Source organism: Mycobacteriales bacterium (genome assembly GCA_036497565.1).
Taxonomy (GTDB): domain Bacteria; phylum Actinomycetota; class Actinomycetes; order Mycobacteriales; family QHCD01; genus DASXJE01.
The window spans coordinates 1-13682 of the sequence record DASXJE010000249.1 but is presented as its reverse complement, the minus strand read 5'-3'; the positions used below and the strand labels follow the sequence as shown (position 1 = coordinate 13682).

Genomic DNA, 13682 nt, shown 5'->3' with positions numbered 1-13682 from the left:
TCGGCGTTGAGCTGATCCTGCATCCGGGTCAGGGACTTCTCCCGCGCAAGGAGGTCCTTGCGGGCGGCGAGCCACTGCTCGCTCGAGACGACGTCCGGAAGGGCCACGGGTGCCTCCTTGCGTTCCTGCCGGCGCGGATCGCCGGTGCGGTTATGACTACGACGAACGGCGAGCCCTCAAATAGACAGCATCCGGATTCCACCACAGATCGGCTAGGCCTGCGGCGGGTCCACGACGCCGTATCCGTCGTGCCAGTTCCACCACGCGTACGGCGGGGTCTGGGGATACCCCTCGGGCGAGTCCTCCCACTCCTCCTGCCGCCCGAGCGCGGTCAGGTCGAGGTAACTCCAGGTGCCGCCCATCACCTCATCACCACGGTTGTTGATGAAGTAGGTCCGGAACACCCGGTCACCATCGCGGATGAAGGCGTTGGTGCCGTGCCACTCGTCCACCCCGAAGTCCGCGTCGAACCCGTCGGCCATGGTGTACCAGGGCATCGTCCAGCCCATCCGGGCCTTCACCCGGGCGATGTCGGGCTGCGCTGCTCGCGAGGCGAAGACGAGGGTGGTGTCTCGCGCGTTCAGGTGGGCGACGTGGGCGACCTGATCGGCCACCAGGGAGCAGCCGGGGCACGCGTGGTCGGGCCAGCCGTTCACGCCGGGCTCGAGGAAGGCGCGGTAGACGATCAGCTGCCGGCGCCCGTCGAACAGGTCGAGCAGGGTCGCCCTACCCTCCGGTCCGTCGAACTCGTACTCCTTCTGCACCGCCAGCCACGGCATCCGCCGCCGCTCCGCCGCCAGCGCATCCCGGGCACGGGTCAGCTCCTTCTCCTTCACCAGCAACTGCTGGCGCGCTGCTTCCCACTCCTGCGGCGTGACGATCGGCGGGGTCTTCATCGTGCTGGTGAGTCGGTGATCAGTCATGACGTCCTCCGATTTCGTGGTGGGGTCGTGGTCGGTCCACGCGCACCCTGGTCGAGGTGGTCCTTCAAGGCGTCGAGCGGGCCGTCCCAGTCGCGGGCCAGGGCGGCCAGGAACTGCTGCGCCACCTGCATCGGCGCGGATCGCAGTCGGTAACGCACCCGACGCCGCTCCCCCGGTTCGGCGGCCACCAAGCCGGCTTCGGCCAGCAGAGCCAAGTGCTTGGCGATCGCCTGCCGCGAAATCGGCAGACGATCGGCCAGGTCCGTAGCCGTGGCCGGACCTCGTGCGGCCAGCGCGGCCAGGATGGCGCGTCGGGTCGGATCGGCCAGGGCGGTGAAGACCTGCTCGGCGACCGCCTCGATGTCAGGCGGCATCGAGGTAGTCGACCAGTTCGGCGAGCTCCCTCGGCCAACCCTCGGTGTGGGAGTCGTACACCTCGCGATGGGTGTCTTCCGGCAGTTGCGCGAAGCCGGCCTCGACCACCGTCAGCCGGGTGCCCGCACCGTCCGGTTCGAGCGTGAATTCGACGTAGGTACGGCGCGGATCCTCCTCGGGCAGGCTGCTGATCTGCCAGGTGAACCCGAATACCGTCGGCTCCTCGACCCGTTCCACCCGCATGGCGACGGCGTGCCCGTCGGTCCATCTCATCCGGGCGGACCCGCCCGGACGAAGCTCGATCGTCGCGTCATTGCCCAGCCAGGCGCCGAGCCCCTCGGCCGTGGTGAGCGCCGCCCATACCTTCTCCGGCGGGTGGGCGACCTGCAGCGTGCGCTCGATCCGATCAGGAAAACCCATGCCGGCCTCCAGCCTGTAGCAATCGCTCGGTTGCTACTTTATAGCAACCAGATGATTGCGTCAACCGTCGGCGTACTCAGGCGGCCGTCGCGCCAGACGTCATGACCGGCGCCCTGATCGGGCGCGATTGCGGGTGATGAGCTCGTCCGGCCACTCCACGTCGAGGACGCCGCCGGCGGGCGTGCGCGCCCACCGCTCGCTCAACTCCCGAAGATCCCGCACGGCAGCCTGAAACTGGGCAGGCGTGAAAGGAAAGGAATCCTCGCGCACCGTCCCCCACACACCGCGCGCCCTCTTGAGCAACTCGCCGGTACGACCGTGCTGCACCGCGCCATGGACGAGTGAGGTCATCGTTTCGGCCACGGTGATCATCCGGGCCTTGGTGTTGGCACGCAGGACTTCCTGCGAACGACGCTTCGGGTCGTGCCGCAGCCGTCCTGACACAACGGCCATGTCCTCGAACATCGCTCCCGATGCGGCGCTCCCGAAGACTCCGCCGGCGATCCCCAGCGCCCGCTCGGTGGCGACGTGCGCCAGGTCGTGCGGGACCGGCCACCGACCTCCGGCACCCGGGAGCGACACCACCACACCGTCGGGCCGGTGGATGTGCACCGAGTACTGACCATCCTCACCGCGGTGGAATCGCACCTTCATGCAGGCCACCCTCACACGACTCCGCGGCTCAGCCAACCGGATACCCGCCCGCCTTGCTCGCTGTCGGTGGCTCCGCCGAAGATGACCCAATGGTGACGATCGCGGATGCGACGGCCGAGCGCTGGGACGATGTGGTCGCCGTCATGGGCACCCGCGGCGAACCGCCGCGCTGCTGGTGCCAGTGGTTCCGGCACGGCCGCCCCGGCTTCTATGCCACCTCGCTCGAGCAGCGGCGGGCCGCGTTGCAGAGCCAGGTCGACGAACCGGTGCCACCGGGGGTCCTGGTCTACGACGAGACGGAGCGGCCGTCCGGGTGGTGCGCCGTGGCGCCCCGCGCGGACTATCCGCGGTTGACGACGTATCCGATGGCCGCACCGACCCCCGACGAAGAAGGGTTGTGGGCGGTGACCTGCTTCGTGGTCAGGGTCGGAGCCCGCAAGCGCGGTCTCGCCGAGTTCCTGCTCGACGGCGCGGTCGGCCTTGCGCGCCGCCACGGTGCCCGGGCCGTCGAGGCCTACCCGCTCGACACGTCGGTACGGGCGGCGTCGGCAGGTGAGCTCCGCCACGGCCCGCTGTCGGTGTTTCTCCGGGCCGGCTTCCGCGAAGTCGGCGAGCGGGCAGCGCCGGCCCGCCCCGTGGTCCGCCTCGAGCTTGGCCACCGTCACAGGTAATTGGCCCGGGCTTCTCGCCACGGATTGGACCTTGGGGGTGGTCCTCTTCGCCCATAGGGTCCAGCACATGAGCAACCAGGAGAAGGCCCGGCAGCCCGAGGACCTCACGCACCTGTTCGTCGAGCGCGCCAACGCCCACGACGCAGCCGGCATCGCCGCGCTCTATGAGGAAGAGGCGGTGATGGCCTACCCGCCCGGACAGCAGACGGTGGGCCGAGACGCGATCCGCGCCCTCTGGGAGAAGGTGCTCGCCAACGCGCCCCGGTTCGAGCACGAGACGCCGCTGCCCACGCTTGTCAGCGGTGACATCGCACTCACCTCCACGCCCGCCAAGGACGGCGCAGGCGCCCGCACCCAGGTCGTCCGCCGGCAACCCGACGGCAGCTGGCTGCGCCTGCTTGACCAGCCTGAGACCCGGCCCCCGACGTCCTGAGCACACGCGGGGCTACGGTCCGCGCATGGACGCCGACCGGATGCCGCTCTTCTGCAGCGCTGCACTCGCCGAGCGCATCGAACGGGTCGAGGCGCAGCTGATCACTGAGGCGAGCGAGGCCGGCCGCCGCCGTCGGGCGGACACGGCAGGCTTCGTGATCCCGGTGGCCGGCGGCGTCGCGAGCTACGCCGAAGAGGGCTCGCCGTTCAACAAGATCGCGGGGCTCGGCTTCGGTGGCCTTCCGAGCGCCGGTGCGCTCGACGAGATCGAGCAGGCCTATGCCGCGGTCGACACACCCGTGCAGGTCGAGCTCGCCCACCTCGTCGACCCTGCCATCGGGGCCCTTCTGACCGAGCGAGGCTATCGGCTCGTGTCGTTCGAAAACGTGCTCGGCCGGGCTCTCAATCGCGGGATCGAGCGGGTCACTCCGCCCGGAATCGAGGTGCGCCCGAGCGGCGATGACGAGTTCGACACCTGGCTTGACGTGGTGGCCGACGGCTTCGCCCACCCCGATACCCAGGGCCTGCCTTCGCATGAAGACTTTCCGCGCGAGGTCATCGCGGGGGCGATGCGCGATCTCACCTCGGCGGGTGTCACGCGTTACGTGGCGCTGCGGGACGGGGTCGTCGCCGGCGGCGCCAGCTTCCGGGCGGCAGACGGTGTCGCGCAGCTCACCGGCGCGGCGACCACGGCCGCGCACCGCCGCCGGGGTGTCCAGACGGCGCTTCTTTCGGCCCGGCTCGCCGACGCCGCAGCAGCCGGCTGCGACATCGCCGTCGTCACCACCCAGCCCGCATCCAAGTCGCAACAGAATGCGCAGCGTCAAGGCTTCGATCTGCTCTACACACGAGCCGTGCTGGTGGCACAACCCTGAGCGACGCTGACCTTCTTACGTGGGGCCGGAAGGGCTGACGGCCCGCTGATCCAGCGGCGTGAGCTGCAGACCCGGGTCGACGGCTGGGTCCCGCACTCCCTCGAGGCTCATGCCTGTCGCCCCCTCTCTCCACACGAGGTAGAGGAACGCCACGAAGCAGAGGAAGCAGAATGCGAGAATCGCCATCGCCAGCAGAAAGATCATTTGCCGCCTACCTATTGCCCAAGTAGGGGAAAGCCCCGATATTTGTTCAGCTACCCCGGCGTACCGGTTACATGGCAGGCAACCGGCGGAATTTCCGAGAGCCCTTCTGGGCGAACGATGCCGACGTTGCTACTGATCAAGCAGCCAGTTGACGAGCAGTCGGGACCTGCGACCTCAGCCGCTGAGCTGCACGGAGGTCTTGCCGCGCTCGGCCGCGGTGTCGGTGGTCCGGCGTACCCGAACGTGCATGACGATCAGCAACGCGAGCGCCGCGAGGGCGGCGATCCCTTCGGCCCAGGCGCTCAGCGTCTTCTCCGTGTACCAGACGTGCTCGTACATGTTGGGGAACGGGCCGAACGCTCCCACATTGACGTAGTAGTAGAGGAGCACCGCGAACGCCCCGCCCGCGGTGACCAGGAAGGCCAACGCCGCCGTATAGCGACGGGGGCGGGCCAGCAGGGCGAGTGCGACAAGGGCCGCCACCGCGCCCTCGGCCCGGAACAGCTGGGCCTCGTTCAGGACGCTCGATTGGACTTTTTCATAGCCGAACGCCACGTGGAAATGCACGTAGGCATCGATCGCCAGACCCGCCACCACGATGACGGTCAACGCCACGCGGACCGCCAGCCAGCCTCGAGCACTCATCGATTATCCCATCCCTCGGTCGGAGACCTGGTCGCTCTGCCGTCCGCGGACGGCAGTTGGTAGAGGGCACGGGATGACGGCCCGGGTGGTTCAGTCGGCGGGCCACCGATCTGCGACCGTCAGCGGACAGCCACCGGCAACTCAGTCCATCCGGAATCGCGTCGAGAGCGCATATCGCAGCAACACCACGTCATCGATCCGGACGACCTCGGCGAGGGTCGCCCGCCGGTCCGGATTCCAGGGAAACCGGCCGTCGTCGACGAACCGGCGCGCGCCGGAGTCACCGACGAAGAACGGTGCGACGACCAGGTGCAACTCGTCGGCGAGGTCGGCGGTCAGGAACTGCGTGTGCACCGTCCCGCCGCCTTCGACCATCAGCCGCCGTACACCGCGGGCGTGGAGGTCCTCGCTGATCCGCCGCATGTCCACCTGGTGGCCGCCGTCGACCACCGTCGCCACCGGGCCGAGCCGCTCACGGGCCTGCGCCACCGCCCCGCTTGCGCAGTACACGAGTTTCTCGCCATCCCCCGCGGTGAAGAAGTTCGCGCAGGCGTCGAGCTCTGCACGCCCGGTCACGGTCACCTTGGTCGGCGACGGTTGCAGGCCGCGGGCCACCCGGTCGGCCTGTCGCGCCGGCGTACGCACCAGCAGACGCGGGTTGTCGTTGCGGACGGTGGCTGCGCCGACGAGGATGGCGTCACAGGAGGCGCGTACGGCGTCGACGCGGTCGAAGTCGGCATCGTTGGACAGCACGAGCCGCCCCGCTGTCGCGCCGTCGAGATACCCGTCGATCGAGATGCCGCAGCTCAGCAGGGTGTAGGGACGCTCAGCCACGCGCCGCGCCCTCCGTGCTCGCACCGACCGGCGTCCGCCACGGGGCCGGATCGACGTGGTCCGGCGCGGCCCGGGTATGCCGGCGGAGCCACACAACGAGCAGTACGACGGCGCCGGGCAGACTGGAGACGATCACCATGACGCCGTAGACCACGGCGGTGGCCACGCCTTGGGTCGCGCCCAGCCCGGCGACGCCGAACGTCCATGCGGCCGCGCCCTCCCGCGGGCCCCACCCCGCGATGTTCGCCGGTACCGCCATGGCGGCCAGCACCAGCAGCGCGAGCGGCAGCAGCCGGTCCGGTGACGCGGTCGACCCGGCGGTCCGCGCGGCGATCAGGAACGTCGCCGCGTGCCCGACCACCACCACCGCGGACAGCAGCAGGATGCCGGGCCAGACCTGCCGCGCCAGTAGTCCGTGGCGCAGGTCGGCGCTCGCCGCGCGCAGCGCCCTCGCCCGGCGGGACGATCCGCCGCGCGGCAGCACCCACCCCACGAGTACGGCGACCAGTGCGCCGGCAACGACAACGGCAGCGACGATCGGCATCGACGAACGCACCGGAGACGGTAGGAGCAGCAGCACGATCATCGTCAACACGATCTGCACGAACTGCCCCGCGAAGCGCTCCCAGGCGACCGCACGCAGCCCCCGACCCACGTCCCCGGCGTCGCGGCCGTGGTGCACCCCCCGGTGCACGTCGCCGAGCACCCCGCCGGGCAGCGTCGTGTTGAGGAACTGCGACCGGTAGTACGCCGCGACCGCCGTGGGCAGCGGCACACCGACGCCGAGACCACGGGCGACCAGGCTCCACCGCCAGGCGCAGCACACCGTGGTGAGCACTGCAATGCCGGCGGCCGCCGCGAGGCACCACCCGTTGACCATCCGGACGCCGTCGACGAGCGGACCGGTGCCCAGCCGCCAGACCAGCACGGCGAGGATCGCGGCGCTGGCGAGCGGGCGGGCCCACGCCCACCACGTCCGGTTCATCCCCTCCGCCGACCTCCTCGACAGTCGCGCCTGCGCCCGGTCTGCTCCTTCGTGTGCCACACGCGCGGCACGGTTCAGCGGTTCATCGACGCAGGCGGCCATCATTCGCTCAACGGCCATTCCCCACCACTTCTGCCAGGACGCCGGAGAGCGCGGCCGAGGTGTCCGACCAACGGGGCAGGGTCCGGCGACGCTGCCCGGCGGACTCGCGGAGCCGCTGCCGGAGACCGGCGTCGGCGAGCCAGCGACGCAGTGCGGCCGCAAAGGCGGTCGGGTCGCCCGGCGGCACCAGCAGGCCGGGCCGCCTTCCGTCCGACCCCTGGCCGAGGGCCTCCGGCACACCGCCGACGGCGCTCGCGACGACCGGGAGACCGCGCGCGAGCGCCTCGGTGACGACCATTCCGTAGGTCTCCGCCCGCGACGCCAGCACCAGTACGTCGGCGGCGGCGTACGCCGCGTCGAGGTCGGCGCCCGAGCGCGCGCCGGTGAAACACACCCGGTCGCCGATCCCGGTCGCCCGGGCCCGGCGGCGCAGGCCGTCGACGAAGCCGCGATCACGGACCAGACTGCCCACGCAGTCGCAATGCCAGGCCAGGTCGGTGAGCGTGGCCAGGGATTCGAGCAGCAGGTCGTGGCCCTTGTTCGGCGTCACCGCCGCGACGCAGAGCAGCTCGCCGCCCGACGGGGTTCCGGTCGCGGGGTCCGCCGCGTCCACGCCGGGCTCCGCGACCCGGACCTGCGCGGGCGGCAGTGCGTACGCGTCGAGCAGCCGGCGCCGGCTCCATCCGCTGGTGGTGACGACCGCAGCGGCGGCTGACAGCACGGCGCCCTCACGCGTCCGTACGGCGGCCACCTCGTCATCCGGCCACGCGTCGCCAAGCGGCATGTGCACGAGGACGACCAGTCGCAACCGGCCGGCCTCGGGCACCAGGACCTCCGGGACCGTCGAGGCGATCAGGCCGTCGACGAGCGTCACGGCGCCGTCGGGGATGGCGGCGATCCTGCCGGCGAGTGCGTCCCGCGCCGCCGCGTCCGGCCGCGGCCACGAGCCCGATACGGCGTATTCGCGCACCGACCAGCCGAGATCGGCCAGTCCGAGGCAGATCCGGCGGTCGTAGGTGTTGCCGCCGCTCGGTCGGGCCGGATCGTCGATGCCAGCCGGCACGACGACGTGCACCGAACCGGGAGTCACAGCGGCCGCTCGTAGCTCGCCGATGCGACGTGTGATTCGTGCAGTGTGACAGCGATCCCGGTGAGTTCCCGGGCAGTGTCGCCGAGGGATCCGGCGTGCACGCGCTCGGCGAGGCGGTCGGCGATCACCTGGGCCAGCGCCTCGGTCGTGGTGTTCATCCCGGCGAACGTGGCGTCGTCGTCGAGGTTGCGGTAGCTCAGCTCGCCGACGACGGCGTGCAGTTCGGCGGCCGCCGCTCCGATGTCGACCACGATGTTGTCGGCGTCGAGAGCCGCCCTCCGGAATGTCGCGTCGACCACGAAGGTCGCGCCGTGCAGGCTCTGCGCCGGTCCGAAGACTTCACCGCGGAAGCTGTGGGCGATCATCATGTGATCGCGGACGGTGACGCTGAACATGGCTTCAGCCCGTTCCATAGGTGACGGTGTGGCAAAGCGCCGGCAGGCTCCCGCCCGCCAGCCGGGCCATGACCTCGGGCAACTCGTCGAAGCGGGACACACCGGTGATCAGCGAGTCGAAGGCCGGATCGCGCAGCAGGTCGAGGGCGATCGCCAGCCGGTCGGCGGTGGTACGGCGCTCCCGACGCGCCGGAGAGACCGCGCCCACCTGGCTGGCGCGAATGCCGAGACGCCGGGAATGGAAGGCGCCGCCGAGCGACAGGTGAACCTCGGTGTCGCCGTACCAGCTGAGGTCGATCACGGTGCCCTCCGGGGCGAGCAGGTCGAGCGACCGCTGCAGGCCGGCGGACGTCGCGCTCGCATGCAGGACGAGGTCACGATCGCCGGCGGCGTCGGCGGGCCGCGCGAAGTCGACGTCTAGCGCCGCCGCGACCTCGGCCCGGGTGCCGTCGACGTCGACCAGGGTCACCCGGACACCGGGAAAGCGGGCCAGCAGGCGCGCCGCACAGCAGCCGACCATCCCGGCGCCGACGACCGTGATGTGGTCGCCGAGCAGCGGAGCGGCGTCCCACAGGGCGTTGACCGCAGTCTCCACCGTGCCGGCGAGCACCGCCCGGGCCGGAGGGACGTCGTCGGGTACGACGACCACCGCCCGGGCCGGCACCACGTAGGCGGTCTGATGTGGGTAGAGACAGAAGACCGTGCGGCCCAGCAACTGCGCCGGTCCCGCTTCGACGACACCGACATTGAGGTAGCCGTATTTGACCGGTCCCGGAAAGTCACCGTCCTGGAACGGTGCCCGCATCGCGGCATACTGGCTCGCCGGCACGCCGCCCCGGAACACCAACGTCTCGGTGCCCCGACTCACCCCGGAGTTCAGCGTGCGCACCAAGACCTCATCCGGCCCCGGCTCGGGCAGTGGCTCCGGCCGGATCTCACCCACGCCTGGCTCACGCAGCCAGAACGCGAGTGCGTCGCTCCTCACCGGCGTCATCCTCCGCAGACCCGAGATGAACCAGACCCTCTCACGATCCGTGCTCCATCCATACGACACCGATCACGGAGGAATTGTGCGCGGCGTACCGACATGTCTGGTGACCGGGCTGACCGCCGAGTTCGCGCTGCTCACCCTGCTCGCCGCCACCGTCGGCCTCGACGGGCCGGGCTGGGTCGTCGGCATCGCCTTCGGGGTGATCATGAACGCGGCGCTGGCGCGGGGCCTCGCCCGCCACGGCGCCGGCCGGCCGGGCCCGGCTGACTGGGTCACCCTCACCCGGGCCACCTTGATCGGCGGCGCGGCGGCGCTGGTCGCCGATTCCTTCGCCAGACCCGTCGCGGTGCCGGTGCTCGTGGCGCTCACCGCCGTTGCGCTGGTCCTCGATGCCGTCGACGGCTGGCTGGCCCGACGGACGGACACGGCATCGGCGCTCGGAGCGCGTTTCGACATGGAAGTCGACGCGTTTCTGATCCTGGTGCTCAGTGTCTATGTCGCGCGGTCGGCCGGGGCGTGGGTCCTGGCGATCGGAGTCGCCCGTTACGCGTTCGTCGCGGCCGGATGGCTGGTGCAATGGCTGCGCGGGTCACCGCCCCCGCGCTACTGGTGCAAGGTGGTCGCGGCGACGCAGGGTGTCGTACTGACGTTCGCAGCGGCCGACTTCGTGCCCCGCTCCGTGACCGACGCGGCGCTCGCCGTCTCACTGGGCCTGCTCGCCGAGTCCTTCGGCCGCGAGATGTGGTGGCTCTGGCGTCACGCCCATCCCGTTACGGCGCCGCCCGCCCGCTCCCCGGTCGTCCGTCGGCGTCCCGCCACCGCCGAGATCGGCGAGTGAGCCGCGTGCGGGTTCGGGACCGCGTTCGCAGCCCGGGGGTACGCCGGGCCATGGCAGGGGTGCTCACCGGCCTGGCCGTTCTGCTCGTCTGGTTCGCCCTGGTCGGTCCGGACGAGGCCGGTCGCCTCACGCCCATCGCGTTCGTCCGGATCCCGCTCGAGGGATTGGTCGTCGTCGGCCTGGTCCTCGTGCTACCGAAGCGGGCGCGGCGGATCGTGGCGGTGTTGGTCGGGGTGGTCCTCGGCGTGTTGGCGGTCCTGAAGATCCTGGACATGGGCTTCTTCGCCGCCCTCAGCCGGCCGTTCAACCCCGCCATCGACTGGACCTACTTCGGGTCCGCCGAAGGTGCTCTGAGCGACTCGATCGGCAGTCCCGGGGCGATCGTCGCGGTGGTGCTCGCCATACTCCTGGCCGTCGCTCTCCTCGTCCTGACGCCGCTGGCGGTCCTGCGCCTGACCCGGATTCTCGACCGGCACCGCACGTCGTCGACCCGAGCCGTCACGGCCCTTGGGGTCGTCTGGATTCTGCTGGCAGCGCTCGGTGTGCAGGTCGCGCCGGGTGCCCAGGTCGCATCCACCAGCGCAGCGCGCCTCGCCTACGACCGCGCGACCCTGGTGCGATCGAGCATTCGGGACGAGGGGTCCTTCGCGCAGGCGGTCAAGGTTGATCCGCGCCGCATCACCCCCGCCAAAGACCTGCTGACCGGTCTCCGCGGGAAGGATGTCCTCATCACTTTCGTCGAGAGCTACGGCCGGTCCGCCGTAGAGGGCTCGTCCTTCTCGCCACAGATCGATTCCGTGCTCGACGCGGGCACCAAGCGGCTGCGCGCGGCCGGGTTCTCCTCCCAGAGCGGCTATCTCCGGTCGCCCACGTTCGGCGGCCTCAGCTGGCTGGCCCACTCCACGCTGCAGTCCGGGCTGTGGATCGACAACCAGTTGCGCTACAACGACGTCGTCAAGACCAACCATTTCACCCTCAGCGACGCCTTCAAGCGCGCCGGCTGGCGGACCGTCGGCGACGTACCGTCCAACTACCGGAAATGGCCGCAGGGGAAATCCTTCTACCACTACGACAAGCTTTACGGCGCCCGCAACGTCGGGTACGCGGGTCCGAAGTTCAGCTACGAGGCCATGCCCGATCAGTACATCTGGTCGGCCTTCCGACAGCGGGAGCTGGCGAAGCCACACCACAAACCGGTGATGGCAGAGATCGACCTCGTGTCGAGCCACTCGCCGTGGACTCCGCTGCCGCACATGGTCGACTGGAAGAAGGTCGGAGACGGCTCGATCTTCGATAATCAGCCGGCACAGGGCGAGCCACCGGACGTCGTGTTTCGCGACCCCGATCAGGTCCGGGCCAGCTACGGGCGATCCGTCCAATACTCGCTGACCGCCCTGGTCTCCTTCCTGCAGACCTACCACGACAAGAATCTGGTGCTCGTCGTTCTCGGGGACCATCAGCCGGCCAGGCTCGTCTCCGGCGCCCACGCGAGCCACGACGTACCGATCTCGATCATCGCCCACGACCCGGCCGTGATGAAGCGGATCTCGGGGTGGGGCTGGCAGGACGGGATGAGACCGGCCGCGAACTCGCCGGTCTGGCCGATGGACGCCTTCCGGGACCGATTCCTGACGGCGTTCGGCCCGCATCCACCATCGGCGCGGCACTAGATATCAAGCCTGCAGGGCGCAGCTAGGCTCGCGCCCCATGGGTCAGGCGATGGAGGGCGGACGCTTCTCGAAGCCGGTACGCCGGGGCGAGACCGTCGAACGCGACTGCGGTCCGGGCAAGGCCAACGTGCACGCCCTGCTGCGGCACTTCGAGCGCACCGGATTCACGTTGGCCCCAAAGCTCCTCGGCACGACCGCGGACGGGAAGCGCGAGCTGCTCAGCTTCATCGACGGTGAGACGGGATATCCCCCGCTGTCCGATCTGCAACGCTCGGACGAGGCGCTGATCGGCGTCGCATCCGCCGCCCGCGCGATGCATGACGCGACGGTGGGCTTCGTGCCCGTCGAGCCGGATGCGTGGGGTGGCTACGACGTCGCCGTACCGGCGCGGATCGACTGCATCGGCCACCATGACCTCGCGCCGTGGAACATCGTCTTCGACGGAGCCCGGGTGGTAGGCATCATCGACTGGGACGGCGCCCGTCCCTCCAGCCGCGCCTGGGACCTGGCCTACGCCGCCCACCAGTTCGTGCCGCTGCACCCGACCACCGACCTGGCGGGGTTCGGCTGGGACCACGAGCCGGATCGGGCAGCGCGGCTGCGACTGCTCACCGACACCTACGGGCTCGGCATGGACCCGGCGGAGATCCTCGACCTGGTCGTACTGCGCTTGCTGTCGATCGCGGCTTACATCGACCGGCAGGTCCGCGCGGGCGACCCCGATTTCGAGGTGCATCGCGAGGAGCGGCACGGCCACGGCTACCGGAAGGCCGCCCGCTTCATCCTGGACAACAGGGACGCGTTTCTCTCCTGACCCTGCACCGGTCTTCCACCTGCGTCGCCGACGGCTTTACATATTCCGATATAGGCATACCATGGCTGCATGGCACGAGCGGCGACGACCTCGGACGCGATCAACGCGATCGCCGAACCGCGGCGGCGGGACATCCTGGTGCTGCTGCGGGGCGGGGAGTGGCCGGTGACCGACCTGGCGCGGGACCTGGGAATGAGCCAGCCGCAGGCGTCCAAGCACCTGCGGGTCCTCCGGGAGGTCGGGCTCGTGCGGGTCCGTGGGGCGGGCAAGCAGCGGCTGTACGGCCTGGACGCCCGCGGGCTGCGGCCGGTCCACGAGTGGGTAGGCGGCTTCGAGCGGTTCTGGAGTGAGAGCTTCGACCGGCTGGGCGAGTACGCGCAGGAGTTGAAGCAGGCAAGGCAGAAGGGACCACACGATGGCGACGACAAGTAGCGGCGGCGAGCCTGCGCACGGGACCGCGGACCGCGAGATCGAGGTCTCCCGGGTGATCGGCGCCCCGCGGGAGCTGGTGTTCGAGGCGTTCACGCGCGTCCGGCACCTGTCGCAGTGGTGGGGACCGGAGGGCTTCACCACCACGACGCGGTCCTTCGAGTTCCGCGTCGGCGGGGACTGGGACTTCGTGATGCACGGGCCGGACGGGACCGACTACCAGGAGTGGATCACCTGGCGGGAGATCGTCCCGCCGGAGCGGATCGCGCTGCTGCACGGCGAGTCCCGCGACGACCCGAACGCCTTCGAGTCGGTCCTGACCTTCGAGCCGGCCG

General features: G+C 70.4%; 19 protein-coding genes. 8 read left to right on the top strand and 11 right to left on the bottom strand.

The window, feature by feature from the left end; all coding sequences use genetic code 11:
- Positions 1-212: 212 nt before the first annotated feature.
- The 4 genes from VGH85_20010 to VGH85_19995 all read right to left on the bottom strand — a co-directional run bounded on the left by VGH85_20010 (position 213) and on the right by VGH85_19995 (position 2372).
- On the bottom strand, positions 213-896 hold the full coding sequence (locus tag VGH85_20010) for a DUF899 domain-containing protein (protein ID HEY2176096.1): 684 nt from the start codon (positions 894-896) through the stop codon (positions 213-215).
- 23 nt (positions 897-919) lie between these two features.
- Positions 920-1297 (bottom strand): metalloregulator ArsR/SmtB family transcription factor, encoded by a 378-nt coding sequence (locus VGH85_20005; GenBank protein ID HEY2176095.1) that lies wholly within the window; start codon positions 1295-1297, stop codon positions 920-922.
- Positions 1287-1718 carry an SRPBCC domain-containing protein gene (locus VGH85_20000; protein ID HEY2176094.1) on the bottom strand — a complete coding sequence of 144 codons (432 nt, stop codon included), beginning with the start codon at positions 1716-1718 and terminating at the stop codon, positions 1287-1289. Before VGH85_20000 ends, VGH85_20005 begins: the two co-directional genes overlap by 11 nt.
- A gap of 99 nt (positions 1719-1817) precedes the next feature.
- Positions 1818-2372, bottom strand: coding sequence for a hypothetical protein (locus VGH85_19995; protein HEY2176093.1), 555 nt, complete (start codon positions 2370-2372; stop codon positions 1818-1820).
- 89 nt (positions 2373-2461) lie between these two features.
- On the opposite strand from VGH85_19995, the gene VGH85_19990 reads away from it, so the two are divergent.
- The 3 genes from VGH85_19990 (at position 2462) to VGH85_19980 (ending at position 4350) form a co-directional block, all read left to right on the top strand.
- Positions 2462-3043, top strand: a complete 582-nt coding sequence (locus tag VGH85_19990; protein ID HEY2176092.1) for a GNAT family N-acetyltransferase — start codon at positions 2462-2464, stop codon at positions 3041-3043.
- A gap of 67 nt (positions 3044-3110) precedes the next feature.
- Positions 3111-3476 (top strand): nuclear transport factor 2 family protein, encoded by a 366-nt coding sequence (locus VGH85_19985; GenBank protein HEY2176091.1) that lies wholly within the window; start codon positions 3111-3113, stop codon positions 3474-3476.
- 25 nt (positions 3477-3501) lie between these two features.
- Positions 3502-4350 (top strand): GNAT family N-acetyltransferase, encoded by an 849-nt coding sequence (locus tag VGH85_19980; GenBank protein HEY2176090.1) that lies wholly within the window; start codon positions 3502-3504, stop codon positions 4348-4350.
- Positions 4351-4365: 15 nt separating this feature from the next.
- Here the strand turns inward: VGH85_19980 and VGH85_19975 are convergent, their stop codons facing one another.
- The 7 genes from VGH85_19975 to VGH85_19945 form a co-directional block, all read right to left on the bottom strand.
- Entirely contained in the window at positions 4366-4554 is a 189-nt protein-coding gene (locus VGH85_19975) for a hypothetical protein (GenBank protein HEY2176089.1), read from the bottom strand.
- A 174-nt stretch (positions 4555-4728) separates the two neighbouring features.
- Entirely contained in the window at positions 4729-5199 is a 471-nt protein-coding gene (locus tag VGH85_19970) for a hypothetical protein (GenBank protein ID HEY2176088.1), read from the bottom strand.
- Between the two features lie 141 nt (positions 5200-5340).
- On the bottom strand, positions 5341-6033 hold the full coding sequence (locus VGH85_19965; protein HEY2176087.1) for a dihydrofolate reductase family protein: 693 nt from the start codon (positions 6031-6033) through the stop codon (positions 5341-5343).
- The gene (locus VGH85_19960) at positions 6026-7018 is read right to left on the bottom strand and encodes a lysylphosphatidylglycerol synthase transmembrane domain-containing protein (GenBank protein HEY2176086.1); all 993 of its coding nucleotides are present in this window, start codon (positions 7016-7018) and stop codon (positions 6026-6028) included. The genes VGH85_19965 and VGH85_19960 overlap by 8 nt, the downstream gene beginning before the upstream one ends.
- 109 nt (positions 7019-7127) lie before the next feature.
- A complete protein-coding gene (locus VGH85_19955) occupies positions 7128-8210 on the bottom strand; it encodes a glycosyltransferase family 4 protein (GenBank protein HEY2176085.1) in 1083 nt (360 codons plus the stop codon).
- The gene (locus VGH85_19950; protein HEY2176084.1) at positions 8207-8605 is read right to left on the bottom strand and encodes a 6-carboxytetrahydropterin synthase; all 399 of its coding nucleotides are present in this window, start codon (positions 8603-8605) and stop codon (positions 8207-8209) included. The genes VGH85_19955 and VGH85_19950 overlap by 4 nt, the downstream gene beginning before the upstream one ends.
- A gap of 4 nt (positions 8606-8609) precedes the next feature.
- The gene (locus tag VGH85_19945; protein ID HEY2176083.1) at positions 8610-9599 is read right to left on the bottom strand and encodes an NAD(P)-binding protein; all 990 of its coding nucleotides are present in this window, start codon (positions 9597-9599) and stop codon (positions 8610-8612) included.
- 100 nt (positions 9600-9699) lie between these two features.
- Here VGH85_19945 and VGH85_19940 point away from each other — a divergent pair, with 100 nt between their 5' ends.
- The 5 genes from VGH85_19940 to VGH85_19920 all read left to right on the top strand — a co-directional run.
- Positions 9700-10434 carry a CDP-alcohol phosphatidyltransferase family protein gene (locus VGH85_19940; GenBank protein HEY2176082.1) on the top strand — a complete coding sequence of 245 codons (735 nt, stop codon included), beginning with the start codon at positions 9700-9702 and terminating at the stop codon, positions 10432-10434.
- Between the two features lie 5 nt (positions 10435-10439).
- On the top strand, positions 10440-12104 hold the full coding sequence (locus VGH85_19935) for a sulfatase (GenBank protein HEY2176081.1): 1665 nt from the start codon (positions 10440-10442) through the stop codon (positions 12102-12104).
- A 37-nt stretch (positions 12105-12141) separates the two neighbouring features.
- Positions 12142-12918, top strand: a complete 777-nt coding sequence (locus VGH85_19930) for a phosphotransferase (GenBank protein ID HEY2176080.1) — start codon at positions 12142-12144, stop codon at positions 12916-12918.
- A 69-nt stretch (positions 12919-12987) separates the two neighbouring features.
- Positions 12988-13350, top strand: coding sequence for a metalloregulator ArsR/SmtB family transcription factor (locus VGH85_19925; protein ID HEY2176079.1), 363 nt, complete (start codon positions 12988-12990; stop codon positions 13348-13350).
- A partial coding sequence (locus tag VGH85_19920; GenBank protein ID HEY2176078.1) for an SRPBCC domain-containing protein occupies positions 13334-13682 on the top strand: 349 nt, incomplete at its 3' end. The genes VGH85_19925 and VGH85_19920, both read left to right, overlap by 17 nt.